This is a genomic window from Crocosphaera chwakensis CCY0110 (assembly GCF_000169335.1).
GTDB lineage: Bacteria > Cyanobacteriota > Cyanobacteriia > Cyanobacteriales > Microcystaceae > Crocosphaera > Crocosphaera chwakensis.
Genome location: NZ_AAXW01000019.1, coordinates 18,964 through 39,721, shown reverse-complemented (window position 1 = coordinate 39,721; position 20,758 = coordinate 18,964). Strand labels below are relative to the sequence as shown.

General features: G+C 38.8%; 17 protein-coding genes and 1 riboswitch. Of the genes, 11 read left to right on the top strand and 6 right to left on the bottom strand.

Translation table 11 applies throughout. The features are described 5' to 3' along the window. Window positions 1-311: 311 nt before the first annotated feature. The 11 genes from dnaK (at window position 312) to CY0110_RS13540 (ending at window position 11,741) form a co-directional block, all read left to right on the top strand. On the top strand, window positions 312-2,240 hold the full coding sequence (dnaK, locus tag CY0110_RS13580) for a molecular chaperone DnaK (RefSeq protein ID WP_008276022.1): 1,929 nt from the start codon (window positions 312-314) through the stop codon (window positions 2,238-2,240). A gap of 259 nt (window positions 2,241-2,499) precedes the next feature. Further along, complete coding sequence (locus CY0110_RS13575; RefSeq protein WP_008276021.1) at window positions 2,500-7,071, top strand: nSTAND1 domain-containing NTPase; 4,572 nt, start codon at window positions 2,500-2,502, stop codon at window positions 7,069-7,071. A gap of 432 nt (window positions 7,072-7,503) precedes the next feature. Beyond that, window positions 7,504-7,851 (top strand): rubredoxin, encoded by a 348-nt coding sequence (locus CY0110_RS13570; RefSeq protein WP_008276020.1) that lies wholly within the window; start codon window positions 7,504-7,506, stop codon window positions 7,849-7,851. A gap of 75 nt (window positions 7,852-7,926) precedes the next feature. Continuing rightward, a complete protein-coding gene (locus CY0110_RS13565; RefSeq protein ID WP_008276019.1) occupies window positions 7,927-8,919 on the top strand; it encodes a photosynthesis system II assembly factor Ycf48 in 993 nt (330 codons plus the stop codon). An 83-nt stretch (window positions 8,920-9,002) separates the two neighbouring features. Beyond that, window positions 9,003-9,248, top strand: a complete 246-nt coding sequence (gene psbE, locus CY0110_RS13560; RefSeq protein ID WP_008276018.1) for a cytochrome b559 subunit alpha — start codon at window positions 9,003-9,005, stop codon at window positions 9,246-9,248. 25 nt (window positions 9,249-9,273) lie between these two features. Continuing rightward, window positions 9,274-9,408 carry a cytochrome b559 subunit beta gene (gene psbF / locus CY0110_RS28630; protein WP_008276017.1) on the top strand — a complete coding sequence of 45 codons (135 nt, stop codon included), beginning with the start codon at window positions 9,274-9,276 and terminating at the stop codon, window positions 9,406-9,408. A 10-nt stretch (window positions 9,409-9,418) separates the two neighbouring features. Continuing rightward, complete coding sequence (locus tag CY0110_RS28625) at window positions 9,419-9,538, top strand: photosystem II reaction center protein L (RefSeq protein WP_009544126.1); 120 nt, start codon at window positions 9,419-9,421, stop codon at window positions 9,536-9,538. A 35-nt stretch (window positions 9,539-9,573) separates the two neighbouring features. Continuing rightward, window positions 9,574-9,693 carry a photosystem II reaction center protein J gene (locus CY0110_RS13555; protein WP_008276016.1) on the top strand — a complete coding sequence of 40 codons (120 nt, stop codon included), beginning with the start codon at window positions 9,574-9,576 and terminating at the stop codon, window positions 9,691-9,693. Window positions 9,694-9,853: 160 nt separating this feature from the next. Then, window positions 9,854-10,534 carry a hypothetical protein gene (locus tag CY0110_RS13550; protein ID WP_008276015.1) on the top strand — a complete coding sequence of 227 codons (681 nt, stop codon included), beginning with the start codon at window positions 9,854-9,856 and terminating at the stop codon, window positions 10,532-10,534. Window positions 10,535-10,670: 136 nt separating this feature from the next. After that, a complete protein-coding gene (locus tag CY0110_RS13545; RefSeq protein ID WP_008276014.1) occupies window positions 10,671-11,246 on the top strand; it encodes an NUDIX hydrolase in 576 nt (191 codons plus the stop codon). 6 nt (window positions 11,247-11,252) lie between these two features. Beyond that, window positions 11,253-11,741, top strand: a complete 489-nt coding sequence (locus CY0110_RS13540; RefSeq protein WP_008276013.1) for a crossover junction endodeoxyribonuclease RuvC — start codon at window positions 11,253-11,255, stop codon at window positions 11,739-11,741. Here the strand turns inward: CY0110_RS13540 and argC are convergent. The 6 genes from argC to CY0110_RS13510 all read right to left on the bottom strand — a co-directional run bounded on the left by argC (window position 11,738) and on the right by CY0110_RS13510 (window position 20,145). Beyond that, window positions 11,738-12,796 carry an N-acetyl-gamma-glutamyl-phosphate reductase gene (gene argC, locus CY0110_RS13535; protein ID WP_008276012.1) on the bottom strand — a complete coding sequence of 353 codons (1,059 nt, stop codon included), beginning with the start codon at window positions 12,794-12,796 and terminating at the stop codon, window positions 11,738-11,740. The genes CY0110_RS13540 and argC overlap by 4 nt on opposite strands. A 103-nt stretch (window positions 12,797-12,899) precedes the next feature. Beyond that, entirely contained in the window at window positions 12,900-13,397 is a 498-nt protein-coding gene (locus tag CY0110_RS13530) for a DUF427 domain-containing protein (protein WP_008276011.1), read from the bottom strand. 67 nt (window positions 13,398-13,464) lie between these two features. Further along, entirely contained in the window at window positions 13,465-14,799 is a 1,335-nt protein-coding gene (locus CY0110_RS13525) for an ArsB/NhaD family transporter (RefSeq protein WP_008276010.1), read from the bottom strand. A 24-nt stretch (window positions 14,800-14,823) separates the two neighbouring features. Then, window positions 14,824-16,608, bottom strand: a complete 1,785-nt coding sequence (locus tag CY0110_RS13520) for an SLC13 family permease (protein WP_008276009.1) — start codon at window positions 16,606-16,608, stop codon at window positions 14,824-14,826. A gap of 95 nt (window positions 16,609-16,703) precedes the next feature. Continuing rightward, a complete protein-coding gene (locus CY0110_RS13515) occupies window positions 16,704-19,520 on the bottom strand; it encodes a cation-translocating P-type ATPase (RefSeq protein ID WP_008276008.1) in 2,817 nt (938 codons plus the stop codon). A gap of 19 nt (window positions 19,521-19,539) precedes the next feature. Further along, window positions 19,540-20,145: an exopolysaccharide biosynthesis protein gene (locus CY0110_RS13510; protein ID WP_008276007.1), complete on the bottom strand. Its 606-nt coding sequence runs from the start codon at window positions 20,143-20,145 to the stop codon at window positions 19,540-19,542. Between the two features lie 324 nt (window positions 20,146-20,469). Then, a riboswitch (cyclic di-AMP (ydaO/yuaA leader) is annotated at window positions 20,470-20,626 on the bottom strand. Between the last annotated feature and the right edge of the window lie 132 nt (window positions 20,627-20,758).

Sequence of the window (20,758 nt, the reverse complement as noted above, 5' to 3'; positions counted from 1 at the left end):
TAATTAATTGATGAATAATCTTGTTAATAAACTTTTGGAAGAAATTAAAATAGAAGATGAAAAAGTTAGCAGTAAGAATTTTGATAAAAATGAAGTTTATCAATGACTTTATTATCTCTTATTTTCCTCTAACTTAGGTGACAATAATCTTCAAACCGTCATCCCTAGGTTCGGAAACCTACACTACCCTATAAAACCCCTATCCCGTCACCATAGATATGAGTGAAAAATACTCAGAGAAACCCATTATTAATACTTAGGCTGAACTAACAGCATTGAGTAAGTCATATAGTAATTACGGAGTATAGGATATGGGAAAAGTTGTCGGAATTGATTTAGGAACTACAAACTCTTGTGTCGCGGTAATGGAAGGGGGTAAACCTACTGTTATTGCTAACGCAGAGGGCTTTCGTACCACCCCTTCGGTGGTCGCTTATGCCAAAAATGGCGATCGCTTGGTAGGACAAATTGCTAAGCGTCAAGCGGTGATGAACCCTGAAAATACCTTTTATTCAGTTAAACGTTTCATTGGTCGCAAACACGAAGAAGTCACTAACGAAGCAACAGAAGTTTCTTATAAAGTAATACGGGACAGCAACGGTAATGTTAAATTAGATTGTCCTGCTCAAAGCAAACAATTTGCACCTGAAGAAATTTCAGCGCAGGTATTACGTAAGTTAGTTGAAGATGCTAGTAAATACCTTGGCGAAACCGTTACCGAAGCAGTAATTACTGTTCCTGCTTACTTTAACGACTCTCAACGTCAAGCAACCAAAGACGCAGGTAAAATCGCCGGAATTGAAGTAAAACGGATTATTAACGAGCCTACGGCAGCGTCTTTAGCCTACGGGTTAGACAAAAAGAGTAACGAAACTATCCTGGTATTTGACTTAGGGGGTGGAACCTTTGACGTATCTATCCTAGAAGTGGGTGACGGTGTATTTGAAGTATTGGCTACTTCTGGAGATACTCACCTAGGGGGTGACGACTTTGATAAAAAAATTGTTGATTTTCTCGCTAAACAATTTGAAAGTAATGAAGGGATCGATCTTCGCAAAGATAAGCAAGCACTGCAACGGTTAACCGAAGCAGCCGAAAAAGCTAAAATTGAACTTTCTAGCGTTACCCAAAGCGAGATTAACCTACCCTTTATCACCGCTACCCAAGAAGGTCCCAAACACCTCGATACAACCTTAACACGGGCAAAATTTGAGGAACTCTGTTCTGATCTCATTGATCGCTCTCGCATCCCTGTTGAAAAGGCGATGAAAGACGCTAAACTCAGCAACAGCGACATTGATGAAGTGGTATTAGTTGGGGGTTCAACTCGTATTCCTGCGGTTCAAGAATTAGTCCAAAAAATCTTAGGAAAAGAACCCAACAAAGGGGTTAACCCTGACGAAGTGGTAGCGATGGGTGCAGCCATTCAAGGGGGTGTCTTAGCCGGTGAAGTAAAAGATATCCTTCTCTTAGATGTAACCCCTCTGTCTCTTGGTGTGGAAACCCTCGGCGGTGTTATGACCAAAATTATTCCTCGTAACACCACCATTCCTACCAAAAAATCTGAGGTCTTCTCGACTGCGGTTGATGGTCAAAGTAATGTAGAAATTCACGTTCTTCAAGGGGAACGGGAAATGGCCAAAGATAACAAAGATTTAGGGTTATTCCGCTTAGATGGTATTCCCCCTGCACCTCGTGGTGTTCCTCAAATTGAAGTAACCTTTGATATTGATGCTAACGGTATTCTCAACGTTACCGCCAAAGACAAAGGAACTGGTAAAGAACAGTCTATCAGTATTACTGGAGCTTCTACTTTACCCGATACCGAAGTTGATCGCATGGTGCAAGAAGCAGAAGCTAACGCCAGCGCAGACAAGGAACGTCGAGAAAAAATCGACCGTAAGAACCAAGCTGACTCTTTAGTTTATCAAGCTGAAAAACAACTCAATGAGTTAGGGGATAAAGTTCCTGCTGGAGATAAAACCAAGGCTGAAGGGTTAATTAAAGACCTCAAAGATGCGATCGCCCAAGATAATGACGATCAAATCAAGTCTTTAACCGAAGAGTTACAACAACTGCTTTACAGTATTGGTAGCAGTGTCTATCAACAAGCTGGTGGCGCGCCTGGTGCCGGTGCTGGACCTACGGATAGTGCTGGTGGTGCAGCCCCTGGTGGTGGTTCCTCTGACGGTGGCGATGATGTCATTGATGCTGAATTTTCAGAGTCTGATTCTAAGTAATTACTATCTTAGAATAGTTTTTAGAAGCATCTTAAATTTAAGATGCTTCTTTTTTTTTATAGGTTTAATTAGCTTGTAGGGGGTGCAATAGGGAATATCTTAGAAGCAAGAAGCAGCCTTTTAGATAAGCTTCACTAGCCTTAAAGAAAAAGGGAGAAAATACCATCTTTGCTTAGACTCGACTGTACAATATGATTTTGGTGGAGTGAGTCTCAACTCCAGTTTAGGAAAATTAAGAGTAAAAATAAGCAATAATCAAATGTCTCAATATGAATTTACACAAAATATAGCTGTTATTATTGGCATTAATAACTATCAAAATGGTATTCCCCCATTAGGAACTGCCCAACAAGATGCAATAGCGATCGCTGATATTTTAGAACAAGATTATCATTATAAACTGCACCCTATTATTGACTATCAACCCACAAAACAACAGTTAGAACAATTATTAAACATTGACTTACCTAACTTAATTCAAACCTCATCTAGTCGCCTTATTTTTTACTTTGCTGGTCATGGTATTGCACTCAATGGAGATGAAGGTCCCCAAGGCTACTTAATCCCCCAAGATGGCAAATTAGGGGATGTTTCTACTTATCTTCCTATGGAGACAGTAGAAGCAGCCTTAAGCAAGCTTTCTTGTCGTCATTGTTTTGTTATCTTAGATTGCTGTTTTGCCGGTGCTTTTCGTTGGTCTAGTACCCGTGATATTGGGGTTATACCAGAAGTGATCTATAAAGAACGTTACGATCGCTTTATACAAGATCCAGCCTGGCAAATAATCACCTCCGCCGGCTACGATCAAACGGCTTTGGATAATTTAGACCTCAAAAACGATCGCGGAATTGCTAAAAACCAGGCGAACCATTCTCCCTTTGCTACAGCGTTAATGGAAGCATTACGGGGAAATGCCGATGTTTATCCCCCTGCTAAAAATGGAAAACCTGCCGGCGATGGCATCATTACCGCAACAGAACTTTATTTATACTTACGAGATTCCGTAGAAGTTCCTACTTATGCTATAAAAAAGCGTCAAACTCCCCAAATTTGGAGTTTAAAGAAGCATGATAAAGGGGAATTTATTTTCCTAATTCCTGGTCATCCTTTAAACTTACCCTTTGCACCCTCTTTAGATAATTTAGAAGAAAATAATCCTTATCGGGGTTTAAAATCTTATGAAAAGAAACATAGTAATTTATTCTTTGGTAGAACCGCTTTAATTAAGCAACTTTATGAATTTATTAGTCATTCTGCTCGTCCGTTGACTGTGGTTCTCGGTGCATCTGGTTCAGGAAAATCGAGTTTAGTTAAAGCCGGATTAATGGCTTATTTAGACCCATTGCCTCAATGGAAAACCTTGACCCCCATTCGTCCAGGGGAGTTTCCGTTAAATCGTTTAAATACTTTGATCAAGGAATTAGACGATAATTCAAAAACCTTACATCAAGCGATCGCTAATTGGTCTAGAAATCATCCTCATCAGAAATTATTATTGGTAATTGACCAATTAGAAGAATTAATTACTCTGAGTCGAGATGAAAGCGAAAGAGAACAATTTTTGCAGATATTAGCCAATCTTGCAACAACTTATGACAATCAATTAAGAATAGTTATCACATTGCGATCAGATTTTGAATCCCAGTTTAGCAATACACTCTTAACAGACTATTGGCAAGAGGGACGGTTTATTGTTCCTGCGATGAGTCGTAATGACTTACGGGAAGTGATAGAAGAACCAGCATCAGCAAAAATGGTGTATTTTGAATCTTTGGAAGATAAAGGCTATTTAGTTGATCGTTTAATTGATGAAGTGGCGGATATGCCGGGAGCTTTACCTTTATTATCTTTCGCTTTGAGCGAATTATATCTAAAATTAGCCCATCGTTACCTAGAAGGACAAAAAACAGGGGATACAGTTGATAGAGTCATAACTTGGCAAGATTATGATCAGTTAGGAGGTGTGATTAAATCTTTAACCCGTCGTGCCGATGAAGAATATAATGCTTTAGTCAAAGAAGATGCTGCGTATGCAATCACTATCCGTCACGTGATGCTGCGGATGGTAGCTATTGGGGGAGAATTAGCAAGACGACGAGTTTATCAAAAAGAGTTAGTCTATCCTGAACCAGAATATGGACGAGTTAAGACATTTATTAAGCGTTTTGATGAGGTGAGGTTATTAATTAGCGATCAAGACGAAAGAGGGGAGTATGTTGAACCAGCACATGATGCGTTAGTAACAGGTTGGGATAAGTTACTAACTTGGAAAAAAGAAGAGGAAGAAACCTTAATTTTGCAACGACGGTTAACTCCTGCTGCGATGGAATGGGAGCAAGTAAAAGAAAATTATCAAACAGGACTGTTTGACAAGGCAAATCCAGTTATTAATGGTATAGATCGGGGATTTTTATTAGTTGAAAATTTATTGTTTAAATTACCTGGTTATTTAATAAGACGGTTACAACGTTCTCAAGAACAACAAAGAAGATTACCAACACAATTTCTTTGGAATAGTAATCCTTATTTGGATGTTTTGGATCAAGAAATTAAAGAAGAGGATAATTGGTTAAATAAAGCTGAAAGAGAATTTATACAGGCAAGTGTTCTACAAAAGCGACGAAATGGTAGTTGGCGAGTACGGATTGTGATCGCAGTTATGTTAGTGTTAAGTGGATTGATAGGTGCTGGACTTACTCAGCAAAAATTTGCAGAACTAAATAAAGCTAATTCCCTTGGTCGTTTGTCTTTATCTTTGTTTGATGAAGGAAAAGAATTGGATGCTTTCGTAGAAGCGATTCGGGCTAGAAAAATCTTACAAAAACACAAAATAAACGATCCTGACGTAATGAGGGCTTTAATAAGGACTGTTTATGAAGGAAGTGAAAAAAATCAATTCCATTGTAATTGTGATTGGGTCATGAATATTGATTTTCATCCAAACGGTCAAATATTAGCATCTGGTGGTGGTGATGGAACTATTAAACTTTGGAATCTCGAAACAGGAGAACTTATCCGTACTCTTAAAGGACAAAATGATACTATTAGTAGTATTAGTTTTAATGGCAATAGCAAGATCCTTGCATCAAGCAGTATAAATCACAATATTATTGAAATATGGAATCTTGAAACAGGAAAAGTTATCCGTACTCTTAAAGAACATAATGAAGGGGTTCAAAGCGTCAGTTTTAGTTTTGATGGTAAGACCCTTGCTTCTGGTAGTAATGACAACACTATAAAACTTTGGGATGTCAAAACAGGAGAAGTTATCCATACTCTTAAAGGACACAATGAGCCAATTAGTAGCGTAAGTTTCAGTCCCAATGGCAAGATCCTTGCTTCCGGTAGTGATGACAACACAGTAAAACTTTGGAATCTTGAAACAGGAGAACTTATCCGTACTCTTAAAGGACACAATGACTCTGGTTTTGTGACTAGCCTTAGTTTTAGTCCAAATGGCCAACTCCTTGCGTCTGGGAGTAACGGAAGTAAAAATGGAAGTATAATATTGTGGAATATCAAAACAGGACAAATAATTAAAAATCTTGAAAATCGAGAGGTTACAATTTGGAGTGTAAGTTTCAGTCCCGATGGCAAGAGCCTTGCTTCCGGTTCTGGTAGTGATGACAACACAGTAAAACTTTGGGATATTGAAACAGGAGAACTTATCCGGACCCTTAAAGGACACAATGACAGAGTTAGAAGCGTCAGTTTTAGTCCCGATAGCAAAACCTTAGCATCTAGTAGTGATGATGGAAGAATTCAATTTTGGAATGTACAACTCAGACAACCAGTTTCTATCACTAAAGCTCATGACAACGGAGTTTACAGCGTTAGTTTTCATCCAGATGGAAAGATATTAGCATCCGGTGGTCGTGATGGAACGATTAAACTTTGGGATGTCGAAAAAGGAGAAATCATCCATACCTTTAACCATGATAATGGCTCGGTTTGGAATATTATTTTCAATCCAGATGGGAAGATATTAGCATCTAGTGGTGATGATGGAACTATCAAACTTTGGGATGTGAAAAGAACAGAACTACTTAATACTCTTAATCACCATACTGGCTTGGTTAGACGTATCAATTTTAGTCCAGAGGGGAAGATATTAGCATCTGGTGGTGATGACGGAACTATTAAACTTTGGGATGTTGAAAAAGGACAATTAATTCACACCCTTAATCCTTATAATGAGGCAATTGTAAGCATTAGCTTTAGTCCTAACGGTAAATTACTTGCCGCTTCTGGGATAAATAGTAAAACTATCAAAATATGGAATCTTCAAACACAAAAATATCTTGAGCCTCTTGTAGGTCATGATACTGCAATCCAAAGCCTTAGTTTTAGTCCTGATAATAAAATACTAGCTTCTGGCAGTGATCAAGGTATCATAAAACTTTGGAAGAGCAACAAAAAACAAGAATCTTTTACAGAAATTTTTTCTATAACAACATATGGAAACGTAGGAGCTATTGAAACTTTTTTAACCATTCTTAGCCTAAATTTTAGTCGAGATAGTCAAATACTAGCCTCCGGTAGTAATAGCAACAGCAATACAGTTCAAATTTGGGACTCAAATACTGGAAACTCAATCTATAGTTTTAACAACCATTCTGATTCGGTTAATGGCGTTAGTTTTAACCCTAAGCGCAATATATTAGCTTCTGGTAGTGACGATCAAAGTATAAAACTCTGGGATATAGATTTAAACTCTTTAATAGAGCGCAGTTGTGAAAAGGTATGGACTTATTTACATAACTCCAGTGCTAATCTTAGTGAAAGCGATCGACATCTCTGCGATGATATTCTCTCCGAAAAACTAGAATAATAATAGAACTATTAGGGAAAGTTAGAAAAAACATTAGTTTTGACTAAGGTTTTAGGCTTCCTCCTTGAATTACCCAACCCACAAAGTAACTGCTCACCGCAATAAAGAATCTCTTGTGACAACCGAGAAGTAGTTTTGAGGATTTTTATGTATCTCTCTTTTGTCACTTTCGGAGACTGCGATCGCTAAATATCTGATGAAAGTACACTTCCAGCGATTTGACCTCAAATTGGATTTCTTAATAGAAAAGAAATTAGCGGTTTCTTTTCCCAGGTTATTCGATGAAAATGTGATTAACTCATTAATAGTAACTTCTCTTTCTAACCATTCTTAACCCCTAACCTCTCATTTTCTATAGCAAGATTTGTTCAGATTGTTAAGTTTATGGGATAATTTGTAACATAGATATTAAGATTTGCTTAAAGTACAGCAATGGCTGAACGACCCGAAGAAAAAACCCTAGCTGAACTCGCACCAGCTAACCACGAATGTCGTCTCTGTGGCTATGTATATGAGCCAAGCAAAGGCGATGGCAAGGGAAACGTTCCCCCTGGAACCCCTTTTTCTGAACTCCCTGATGGCTGGAAATGCCCCGTCTGTGGCGCAAAGCCCAATCAGTTCGTCAATATTGGCGCAACCAACGCCCCGTCTGGGTTTCAACAAAACCTAAACTATGGCTTTGGTGTCAATAATCTGACCCCGAATCAAAAAAACCTCTTAATTTTTGGAGGATTGGCTTTAGGTTTCCTGTTTTTCCTCAGTTTATACGGATTAGGTTAACCCTTGCCTCAATACTGTTTTAAACAGAGTTGACCAACAAAATCGAACTTTTATCAGCCTATTTACCTTGTGTTTATGAGAAAACTGAAACAATTTGTAATATTAATAGCCGTTTCCTTATTTTGCATTAGTTGCAGTCAAGTTCCGTCTACCCTTAATAATCCCTGGAAAACCCTTTCCTTAGAAACTGATGTCACCTTTGCCGACATCGCCTTTACCGATGATCCCGATCATGGTTGGTTAGTGGGGACAAAAGCAGCCCTCTTTGAAACCAACGACGGCGGAGATACCTGGGAAGCACGAAAACTCGACCTCGGTGACGAAAAAGTTAGTTTCACTGGGGTAAGTTTCAATGGGGATGAAGGTTGGATCACAGGAAAACCTGCTATCCTATTACATACCGAAGATGGTGGCGAAAACTGGGCTCGCATTCCCCTAAGCGAAAAGCTGCCCGGCGCACCCGATGGGGTGATTGCCCTAGGACCTGAAACGGCTGAAATAGTCACCAACCTAGGTGCGATTTACAAAACCGACAACGGCGGAAAAACTTGGTCGGCCTTAGTTGAGGGGGCTGTTGGGGTTGCCCGTAACATTCAGCGATCGCCTGATGGTCGCTACGTCGCTGTTTCTGCACGGGGTAACTTCTATTCCACCTGGGAACCTGGACAAAGCGAATGGACTCCCCATAACCGCAATTCATCGAGAAGATTACAAGCGGTGGGTTACAGTGAAAAAGGAGGTCTGTGGTTAATTGCCAGAGGGGGTCAACTTCAATTTACGCCTCCAGAAGATTTAGAAGACTGGCAAGAGGTAGTTTATCCTGAACCCTCTACCAGTTGGGGTTTACTCGATTTAGCCTATCGCACCCCCGAAGAAGTTTGGGTGGCCGGTGGTAGTGGCAACTTATTGGTAAGTTCTGATAGCGGGGAAACCTGGAAGAAAGACCGCGCCATTGAAAGCGTTCCATCTAACCTTTATAAAATCGTTTTTGTTAATCGTGAAAAGGGTTTTATCTTAGGACAAGATGGTATCTTACTCAAATATGAACCCACATCCGAAGCAGCTTAATTCTTCCCTATTTAAAACTGTTTCGCAAATCGTAGTAGACTAGATTTTGCCATTCGTCATTAATTTCAGAGGAGAAACTTAAAATGTCAGGTGTTACCGGAGAACGTCCGTTTTCAGATATTGTTACCAGTATTCGTTACTGGGTTATTCATAGCATCACCATTCCCATGTTATTTATCGCTGGCTGGCTATTTGTTAGCACTGGTTTAGCGTATGATGTGTTCGGGACTCCTCGTCCTGACCAGTATTTTACTCAAGAACGTCAAGAATTACCCATTATTCAAGACCGTTTTGAAGCCAAAAACCAAATCAAAGAATTTAATAAGTAGTTTAGTCTAGAAGAGGTTTAAAACAATGGTAAACAACACCCCTAATCAGCCTACATCTTACCCCATTTTCACCGTAAGATGGTTAGCCGTTCATACCTTAGCCGTTCCTACTGTATTTTTTGTTGGTGCGATCGCTGCTATGCAGTTCATTCAAAGATAGGAGTTTATTTATGGACAGAAATCAAAACCCCAACCGTCAACCCGTAGAACTGAACCGTACATCCTTATATCTAGGATTACTTTTAATTGCGGTTCTTGGTATTCTCTTTTCGAGCTATTTCTTTAACTAATTCATTTTTTTGGGTATTATCTAGGAGGTAAAATCATGTTTGCAGAAGGCAGAATTCCCCTTTGGCTTGTCGGTTTAATTGCTGGTATGGGAGCCATTTCCGTTCTTGGTCTTTTCTTCTACGGTGCTTATGCTGGCATTGGATCTTCTATGTAGAAGTTGATCGTTATTATCTGAAGTTGAAAACTTTAAGATGATTTTTCAATAACCGCCTGTTAGTGATAATAGGCGGTATTTTTTATGAACTGTATGTTAAGAATCATAAATTAATGTTACACTATAAGCATAATTAAAGTTGATTTCAATAAAAAAGCCCTTGTTTAAAATATCTCAACCTATTCTTCGTTTTAAACAGAAAGACCTCGATATTCAAGACTTGTGCGGACTTTTAAAGATTTACGGGCGAATTGGTCAAAAAACACTATTTTATAGATTTTATACACGAATCGATCAAGTATTTCTACTGTGGGGAATTATTACAGGTATTATTTTCATGACGGCTCATTTTTTCCCTATTAGTTGGCATTCTCAAGCAATCTTGTGGTCTATTCTTACCCTAGTTGGTAGTATTATTATGGCTTGCTTAACCCATTTTTGGGTCACGGTTGAACGGTTACGCTGGATAGTCTATTTCTGGATAGGATTAATGATAATGGGGTTAGTCCTCACCAATGTCGGCATTTTTGGGGGAATTGGGGTTATTTTAATCAATCTTTGTCCTCTTTGGTTAGGATTAAGTGCAATTGGCTATATTGTCATGGGAATCGGGATGAGTTCGCAAACGTTTATTATTAGTGGATTGATTCATTTATTGGGAATACAATTGTTAACCTATTTTGTTCAATGGCAATTTCTCTTGACTGGATTAATTATGGCGGGTTGTTTATTCTTATTAGCGGAATTACAATGGGATATGCGACCCCCGATTGAGTCTCAAGTATTGACATTAGAAGAAAGAGAATTTAATCGTCAACAGAATATTTTGCGTCAGTCTTAATGGTTAAAACATCTCTTTAATTCCCTCTAGAAACTAGCATGAGTATTTTGACTTATGCTAGTTTTTAACATTAATTTAAGAATTTGATGAAATTTTGTTGTTTAATATCTTCATCACTAGAAAGATTACTAAAAATATGACGCTTCAAAAGTGGAAAATTCTCAAGTCTGATTTGATTATTGACAATCAATGGTGTCGGGTGAGACAAGATCAGGTTAAATTGTCTGATGGCACGATTATTGATGATTATTTTGTTAATATTCGTCCTGAAATTGCTTTGATTTTACCGATTACTCCTAACAAAGAAATTGTTTTTGTACGTCAATATCGGCATGGGGTGCAAGAAATTTTATTAGAACTACCAGCAGGGACGTTTGACCCGAAAAAAGAGGATAGTTTGACGGCAGCGAAACGAGAATTAGAAGAAGAAACGGGATATATTGCTCAAGAATTGCTCTTTCTGAAAACTATTTATGATAATCCTGTTAAAGATGATAATAAAATTCACATTTTTTTAGGATTAAATGTTGAAAAAACAGGAAAAATAGATCTAGATGTCACAGAAGAAATTGAAGTGGTTTTAGTTCCGATGACAGATGTTATTGATAAAATTATGTCTGGAGAAATTTGTGTCGCTGGAACGATTTCCACGATTTTTATGGGATTAGAATTTATCAGTGAACAGCAATCAGTGAACAGTTATTTTTTATGATAAAAAATGTCTCAAAAAACTTGGTTAGGAATTGATCCAGGATTAGCCATAGTCGGATGGGCAATATTACAAGAAAGTGAGCAACAACTGCCTCTAATTATTGACTATGGAACCATTGAAACTAATAAACAATTATCTACCTCCCAAAGACTCTTAGAAATAGAAGAAGATTTAGGAGAATTATTAACAGAATTTAAACCTCAAGGTATCGCCATCGAAATGCCCTTTTTTAACCGCACTATTAAAGCAGCAGGGGGTGTTATGCAAGGGTTAGGGGTGATTAATTTAGTTTGTTATCGAGAGGCTAAAATTGAGCCGATTTTTCTTCATCAAGCGAGTTGGAAATGCCATTTAGGGAATGGAAAAGCTAAGAAGAAAGAAGTTGCCGAAATGATTGCAACTTTATTCAATTTAGATAAATTACCCATCGATGATAGTGTCGATGCGATCGCTATTGCCTACGCCGGATTATGTGGGTTAAGAAATAATATTTAAGGATAAAAACACAGTTGAGGTAATCCGGTGGTTTCTTCCCATCCCATCATAATGTTCAGACATTGCACGGCTTGCCCAGCTTGGCCTTTAATTAGGTTATCAATGGCAGAAAGTACAATAACGCGATCGGTACGGGGATCGGTTTCGATACCCAGGTAACACAAATTCGTCCCACAAGCCCATTTTGTTTGCGGATAAACGCCGTTGGGCAAAATTTTGACAAAAGGAGAAGAACGATAAAAAGCACTGTAAATCGTCAATAAATCGTCTCTAACCAGACCTGGATCTCTGAGAGTGGCATAAACGGTTGACAAAATACCTCGAACCATTGGGATTAAATGGGGGGTAAATTGGACTCTAACTTCATGGCCAGCTAAATCGGACGAAATTTGCTCTATTTCTGGGGTATGGCGATGTTTAGCAACCCCATACGCCCCGAATGATCCTTCTGCTTCTGCTAGTAAGAGATTGGTTTTAGCCTGTCTTCCGCCTCCAGAGGTTCCTGACTTAGCATCAATAATCGTCGTTTCGGGTAAGATTAACCCTTGTTTGAGTAAGGGAGATAACGCCATTAAACTAGCAGTGGGGTAACAGCCGGGACATCCGATGAGGGAAGCGGATTGAATTTCTTCGCGGTATAATTCTGGGAGTCCGTAAACCGCTTTTTTGGCTGTATCTAGGTCATTACGGTCTTTATTGTACCAACTGCTATAGGTTTCTAGATTTTTGAAGCGATAATCGGCTGATAAGTCTAATACTTTACATCCTTTGTCGATTAATGGAGGAGCAATATCGCAAGCGAGGCCATTGGGAAGTCCTAAAAATACCACCTGACAACGAGAAGCGATCGCCTCTATATCAATGGGTTCAATGGTTAAATCTACTGCATGACCTAAATGGGGGTAGATTTCAGCGTAAGCTTGCCCTGCGCTACTGTTACCCCCTAAATAGACAATTTCTACTAAAGGATGTTCTTGTAATAGTCTAACTAATTGGACTCCGCCATATCCCGAAGCGCCAATGATTCCCACTGATATTTTTTCTGACTCACCCATATCTATTGATTCCTAATACAATTTCTCATTAATATTGCCATTGACCGCATTGTAATCTTAAAATTGGGCTTTGAATCAAAAGGTTTTGTAAACTTACAGTTAATTACCATCCCCAACTACCGAGACTTCCTTTGAATGGTCCAACAATATCAGAGGTTATCCACCCTCCATAGAAGTTTCCAGGTTGAGGGGTTACGGTTTCCCCATCCACTAAACATTCATCCATTGGATCGGGATAAAAAGCGACATAATTTTTAATATCGGTAAAGTCTGGGGTGGGGTTGGGGTAATACCAAGCAACGTTAACCGCTTGTTTATCATTGACGGTAAGGGTGTAATAATTTCCTGCCCCTTTCCATTCGCAAAAAGATTGTTTTCCCGTCGGTTGTAAGTATTCCATTTTGATGTCTTCGGGGGGAATATAATAGGACGGAGGATGAGAGGTTTCTAAGACGCGATAAGCTTTTTTTGTATCAACAATCGTAACACCATTAAAAATGATTTTGATATGTTTATTACAGGGTTCTAAACGAGGGGGACGAGGATAGTCCCATACTGACTCTTGGCCTTCTTTTGGTTCAATTTTTTGGGGTCGAAACATGGTTAAAATAGTTATTCTTATCTTGTGAATGTAGAGATAAGTGATAAGTTACCTCTACAATTTACTCTTACTTTAACAAGAAAATCACCACGTATAAAGCAGAGACAACTAACTGCATCATCATTACAGGTAAACCATATTTAAGAAAGGTTTTAAACGAAATCGGTTTACCATGTTGTTCAGAAACTCCTGCAGCCACAATATTAGAAGAAGCTCCCACTAAGGTACCATTTCCTCCTAAAGTTGCCCCGAACATCATGGCATAAAATAAGGGTAAAACTTCGGGGGGTAACTGACCCGAAAAGTCAGGATTTAAGATATCAGGACTGGCTAAATGAATGTTAACCAGATACTCTTTTAAGAGAGGAACCATTGCTACAACTAGGGGAATATTAGGGACAACACTCGATAGAATTCCTACTAAAAATAAGAGAACTAATGCCCCTAACATGATATTTTGACCGATGACAACAGCGAGTAATTTTGATAAATAGCTAGTGACTCCGGTCTTTTGTAACCCTCCAATTAAAACAAAGGTGGACATAAAAAATAATAGGGTACTCCAATCTAAATCTCGAAAGATATTATTGATGGTATCAATTTTACTTTGATGGGCTAAAATCAAAGCTAATACAGCCCCAAATAAGGCAACAGAGGCAGGGGGAATAGGAGTCGGTAAAGACTCGCCAATGACAAAGAATAAGAGAACAAAAGCAATGATAATTCCCCCTAACATTAATACTTTGGGATGATTAATTTTTGGGTGGGGTAACTGATCTAAATTAGTAAATTTTTTGTTCCATATTTTAGCAAAAAGAAACGGGGCCATAACTAAAATAGTGATAACTGCGATCGCTCCTCCTAAACTGAGTCGAGTGAGATAGTCTGTAAAGCTTAAATTAATGGAGTCACCGACAATAAAAGTAGCGGGATCTCCGACTAATGTTAATAGCCCGGCACTGTTAGCAACAAATACCATTAAAATGAGCAAAGGAACAAAATCCACACCGATTTCTTGAGCAATTGGCGGAATTAATGGAGCTAAAAGCATCACTGTTGTAGCATTGGGTAAAACGGCACAAATTGGAGTAGTAATACCAATAATTCCGATAACTAAAAGTTTACCACTTCCTTTAGCCATTAATACCATTTGAGTGGCTAAATATTCAAACACTTTTGTTGGTTCAAAGGCTCTTACTAGAACCATTACTCCAAAAAATAAGGCTAATGTTCCATGACTTTTACTAATGTAATCAAAAGCTTCTTGTAAAGTCATTACATGGGTAAAAACAAGAATTAATGCCCCCAAAAAAGCAGCAGCAGTGATGTGTAATCTTTCGGTCATAATGATAAACATTACGCCGATAAAACTAGAAACAGAAATGAGTGCGGGTAAGTACATAGTTGTTCATCCTTAATTGTTTAATTACAGACCATAAATTAAGGTAATCAGTAACGGGGTTACTATCATAAATAGCAAATTGAGCCATAAACCAATTTTTGCAAAATCTGAAAATTTATAGCCTCCTGGTGCATAAACCATTGTGTTTGTTTGGTAGCCAATAGGAGTTAAAAAGCTATTAGAAGCAGCAAAAGTAACGGCAAAAATAAATGCCACAGGATTTAAACTTAAGCTTTTTGCGACTTCAGCAGCAATAGGAATCATTAAAACAACACTGGCATTATTGGATAAAATTTCTGTCATCAAGGAAGTGACAATATAGAAACAAGTCAAAATCCAGTAACCTGATAAATCTCCTCCTACATTGACTAAAAAATTAGCTAACCATTCAGTTGTTCCTGAGTTTTCCATGGCAATCCCTAAAGGAATTAATCCTGCTAATAAAAAGATAATATCCCAACGGACTGCCCCATAAATTTCTCCTGGTTTTAAACAGCCAGTAATGACCATTAAAATCACTCCAACTAAACTACTAACTAAGATAGACAAAATATTAAAAGCAGCAATTAAAATAACTCCTAAAATAATGCTTAAGGCTATCCAAGCTTTATCAGTTCTTAGAGTGTCTAAGTCTCTTTCTTCTAATACTAATAATTCTCTAGTTGTTTGTAGACCAATAAAACTCTCTTTTGGTGCTTGTATGAGTAATAAATCTCCAAATTTAATGGGAACTTTTCCGAGTCTCTCTCTGACTAATTCTTCCCCTCGGCGAATGGCTAAAATAGTACCATTATACCGTTGTCGAAACCTTAAATCTTTTAGGGTTGAACCAATTAAACGAGAATTAGATAAGACCAAAACTTCCGCTATTTTTTCCTCATTTTCTTTATTATTTTGTTCGAGGTTACTAAATTTAAAATCTGCAAAAATTTCGACTCCTTTTTCATCTTTAATTTCTAGTAAACTTTCTCGACTTCCTCTAACTAATAATATGTCTCCAACGGATAACTTTTTATCAGCAAAAGGGGGTAAAAAATGGGTATCATTATGGATTAATTCTAAGACATCAATGTCAAATTTACGTTGTATCCCACTTTGCCTTAATGTTTGTTTGACTAAACTAGAACTCGGTAAAATAATCAATTCTGTAACATAATCTTTTAAGTTATAATTTTCACTCATTAAATTACTTTTTGCTGGTATTCTTTCAGGTAGTAATTTAGGGGCAAAAACCATTAAATAAACTAAACCAATAACAAAAGTAATCATTCCTAATCCTGTAAACTGAAATAAACTAAATTCTCCGTAACCTAACTGTTTAGAAATCCCACTAGCTAAAATATTAGTAGATGTGCCAATTAAGGTTAACATTCCGCCTAAAATAGTTACAAAAGATAACGGAATTAATAATTTTGAAACGGATATTTTCTGTTGTTTGCACCAAGCTTCAACAATAGGTAAAAAAATCGCCACAACAGCCGTATTATTAATAAAGGCACTGATAGGACCGATAACTAACCCCATCACTAAAATTTGTTGACTGGCATTTTTTCCGCCCCATTTGATCAATAAATCGCGAACAATTTGTATAACCCCTGTACGAGTAATTCCTGCACTTAAAATAAACATAGCCATCACCGTAATAGTGGCATTATTAGCAAAGCCTGAAATTCCTTCTTCTGGACTCACTAACTTGAGTAAAATTAAAACAACAGCCACCGACAAAGCAGTTAAATCAGCCGATAACCATTCAAATATAAAGAAAACTAAAGCAATAATAATAATCGAAACAGTTAGAAAAATTTGCATTAATTTAACTATAGAGCTTAGCCCTAGGTAACAGAGAATAGTGGATAGGCAATGTAAGGTTTTCAGCCTATCCTGGGAATTTTAGAAAGCCTGGTTTAAATGCGGTTGAAGTTAGATTTAGACTTTGATTTTTTCGATAAAAACCACCGAGAAACTAACTTTTCTAGCTCAATCCAAACAAACATTAACGCACTAAATCCAAAACAGATTAACAATTCAGAAAAACTCAAAACATGAGTGCCAAAAAACTGTTGTAACGGAGGAACATAAATCAACAAAATTTGTAAAGAGGTGGTTAAAGTGACTGCCCCTAAAATGTAGGGATTAGAAAAAGGATTGAGATTAATGGTTAACTGACTATCCGATCGCACTGCCAACCCGTGGCCCATCTGGGCTAAACACAAAGTAGTAAATACCATAGTTTTCCAGCGATTAGGATCACCAGATTGATGAGCGTGATCATAAGCCCATACCATTAAAATAATCGTCAAAATAGCAAAAATAACCCCAATTCTCACCATATATAAGCCCAAACCCCTCGAAAAAATGCTTTCACGGGGACTATAAGGAGGACGCTGCATCACGTTGGGTTCTGCTGGTTCCATGGCTAAGGCTAAAGCGGGTAAACCATCGGTAACAAGGTTCATCCAGAGAATTTGTAACGGCGATAGGGGAACTCCACCCAACCCAATGAGGGGGGCTGCAGCAATAACCAAAACTTCGCCGATATTACTGCCTAAAATGTATTTGATGAAGCGACGAATATTGTCGTAAACCACCCGTCCCTCTTCTGTCGCAGCGACAATGGTAGCAAAGTTATCATCCAGTAAAATCGCATCGCTGGCCTCTTTACTGACATCGGTTCCAGTGATCCCCATCGCGATGCCAATATCTGCTTGTTTGAGTGCCGGAGCATCATTCACCCCGTCCCCTGTCATGGCCACAAACTCCCCTTGGTGTTGCAAGGCCTGAACAATTTGCAATTTATGTTCCGGGGCAACACGAGCATAAACACTTACGTCTGAGACAATTTTTCTCAGTTCAAGTGTATTCATTGCCTGTAACTCTTGGCCTGTGACAATGGAATCATGGGGTTGGGAAATACCTAACTCAGTGGCGATCGCTTGGGCAGTTAAGGGATGATCTCCTGTAATCATAACGGGGCGAATACCAGCTTGACGGCAATTTAACACCGCTTGTTTAACTTCTTTTCGTGGGGCATCAATCATGGCCACTAATCCCAACCAAATTAGCTCGTTTTCTGCTTTTTCTGAATCATTATCTTCGGGAATCTCCTCTAAGGGTTTTATCCCTAACCCTAACACCCGTAATCCTTGGGCAGCCCATTGATCGTTTTGGGCTAAAATTTGCTTTCGTTGTTCACCATTTAGAGAAACCGCTTGATTGTTTCGATAAACCTTGGTGCATCGTTCTAAAATAATTTCTGGGGAACCCTTGCTATACATAACATAGGAGTTTCCTCCTTTCTCTTGAAACGTCTGAACCACCACTGACATTCGTTTGCGTTCGGAAGAAAAGGGAATTTCAGCAATTCGGGGCATCTCTAACCATAAATCTTCGCGATAAAATCCCCCTTTACCGGCTAAGGTCAATAACGCCCCTTCAGTGGGATCGCCTAAAATTTCCCAGTTTTTACCTTTTTTGTGCAGTAAAGCATCATTGCATAACACACAAGCCCGTAATAATTGTTCTAATTCTGTATTGATTTCATACTCATCACTATCCTGGACGATAAAATCTCCTTGCGGGGCATATCCTTCCCCAGTGACTTCGTAGGTATCGGTTCCTGTATGAATCTTTTGAACCACCATTTTATTTTGGGTTAGGGTTCCAGTTTTATCGGAACAAATGGTAGTAACGGACCCCAAGGTTTCCACCGCCGGCAATTTACGAATTAAAGCGTGACGACGTACCATGCGCTGAGTCCCAATGGCTAAGGTTACGGTTACTACCGCCGGCAACCCTTCGGGAACCACTGCCACCGCCATACTCAAGGAAACCTCTAATAATTCTTCAAAATTTTGCCATCCTGAGCGCAAAACCCCCACAAATACCACTAAAACCACTAACACCAGAGAACTACTAACTAAGACATTGCCAAGTTGGGACATTCTTCGTTGCAGGGGGGTATCTTCTGCTTCAACACCTTGGATAAGGGTAGCAATGTGACCGATCTCTGTGTCCATACCAGTGCGAGTCACTAGCACTTTGCCCCGTCCCTGAACCACTTCCGTCCCTTGAAACACTAAATTGATGCGATCGCCTAAAGGAACCCCTTCCCCTAAAATGATATTAGCTTGTTTATTGACGGTTTCCGCTTCTCCGGTTAAGGCAGATTCACGAATTTGTAGGTTTTGGCTTTCGATTAAACGGCCATCAGCTGCAATAGAGACACCAGCCTCCAATAACATAATGTCCCCTGGAACGAGTTCGGTGGCTGAAATTTCTTCTATTTCACTGGCACGAATAACTCGTACATTAGGAGAGGATAATCGTTTCAAGGCTGCTAGAGCTTTTTCTGCTTGACTTTCTTGAAAATAGCCTAATAATCCGTTAAGGATAACAATAGCAAAGATAGCCACCGCATCTTTAGGGAATTCTCCTTTGCGTAGATCGAGAACAGCAGAAATTAAAGCGACAGCCATCAACATCACCAGCATGATATTGGTGAATTGTTCCCATAAAATTTTTAAAAGGGAACGGCCACTCATTTCTTTGAGTTCATTCGGACCGAAGTATTGTTGACGTTGTTGGATTTGTTGCTGGTTTAACCCTTTGTCAGCATCACTTTGTAATTTTTCTAGGGATACTTCGACAGACAGGGTCTGCCATGAGTCACTGAGTTCGGGAAAAACAGGAGATAAGGGAGTCGAGGTGGTAGGAAAGGTCATAGAAGTTAATTTAAGAGTATTATTGAAAGATTTTGGGTAAAAATTGGGGATCTTGCCAAGCTAGATAAGCCAGAGAACCAAAAAATAGGGTATTTACTAGGGTTAAACCATAACCGACACACATTAAAAGCCCGTCTTTTTCGAGGGTAGCCACGGCTAAAATCAAAATAGCGATGGTGGGTAGAGGGTTTGTAAAGGGAATAGGTAACATCAGTAATAGGGCTAACCAGGCCATACAGAAGCCATTGCTTCGCCAGACAAGGGGATGGTTAGCGACGGTGAAAAAGCGAGGACAGCAGACTTTTTCTAGGTTTTTTGTTACTTTATTCAAATTTTTGAGTAATTGTGCTGTAAAATTTCTAGGAAATTGGAATTTAGCCACGAATTTGGGTAGCCAAGGCGATCGCCGTCCCAAACCCATTTGCAGGGATAACAGTAAACAACCTCCCCCCAAAATGCTAGAAAAGCCAGGAGGTATGGGAAATAAAAACGGTAACACCAGCAAACTGATGGTTAAACAAAAACCTCGTTCTGACGTTTGTAGGAGAATTTCTCTTACAGTCAGAGGATGCAGGAGCAAACAATGAAGTAAAGTTTCAATATCCTCAGAAAATCTTAATTTCATTCACTAATCCTTTATTTTTATTGATAACCCTATTTTTTAAGGGCGAACATCAGTTCGCCCCTAGTGGTTTGAGTCCATTTCTTTTGCTAAATAGCTACCAAAATAGGTTTCAGCTATCTATCGCTAAAAAATGCCTATATTTTGTTTTTAAGTTCTTTTTGTTATGTGCTTCTCATACCTTTAGCCTCAATTTCAAAACAACAATCTAAGTTAAAGTAGCGTCAAACTCAGAGTCACTGAATGAAATCAAGGCATTTTGTCAGAGATTACTCCGCCTTACAACGACGGAGCCTGCTCTGACCGTTGGTCAAAATGCTGATTTTTCAGTCCTCTCTCATTGCCGACGAGGTTAGCTGACGGGCTAGGATTGAGAGTTATCCCTTTCTAGATGGCTTTTCCCTAGAAATGCGCCCCCTAAGTTGGTTCCCCCGCTTTCTTAACTTCCCATTTTGGGAATCAAGAAACTAGGCTGACTTTCCTTTACTCTATTTATTACTCGAACTAGGGTAATTTGTCAAGAGGGCGATCGCAACAAAAGCCTATTTAGTTAATTTAACGTCACTTCGATATCAGAAATCGGTAAGTTTTGGCAAGGAGTTTCTCATTCCGAAAA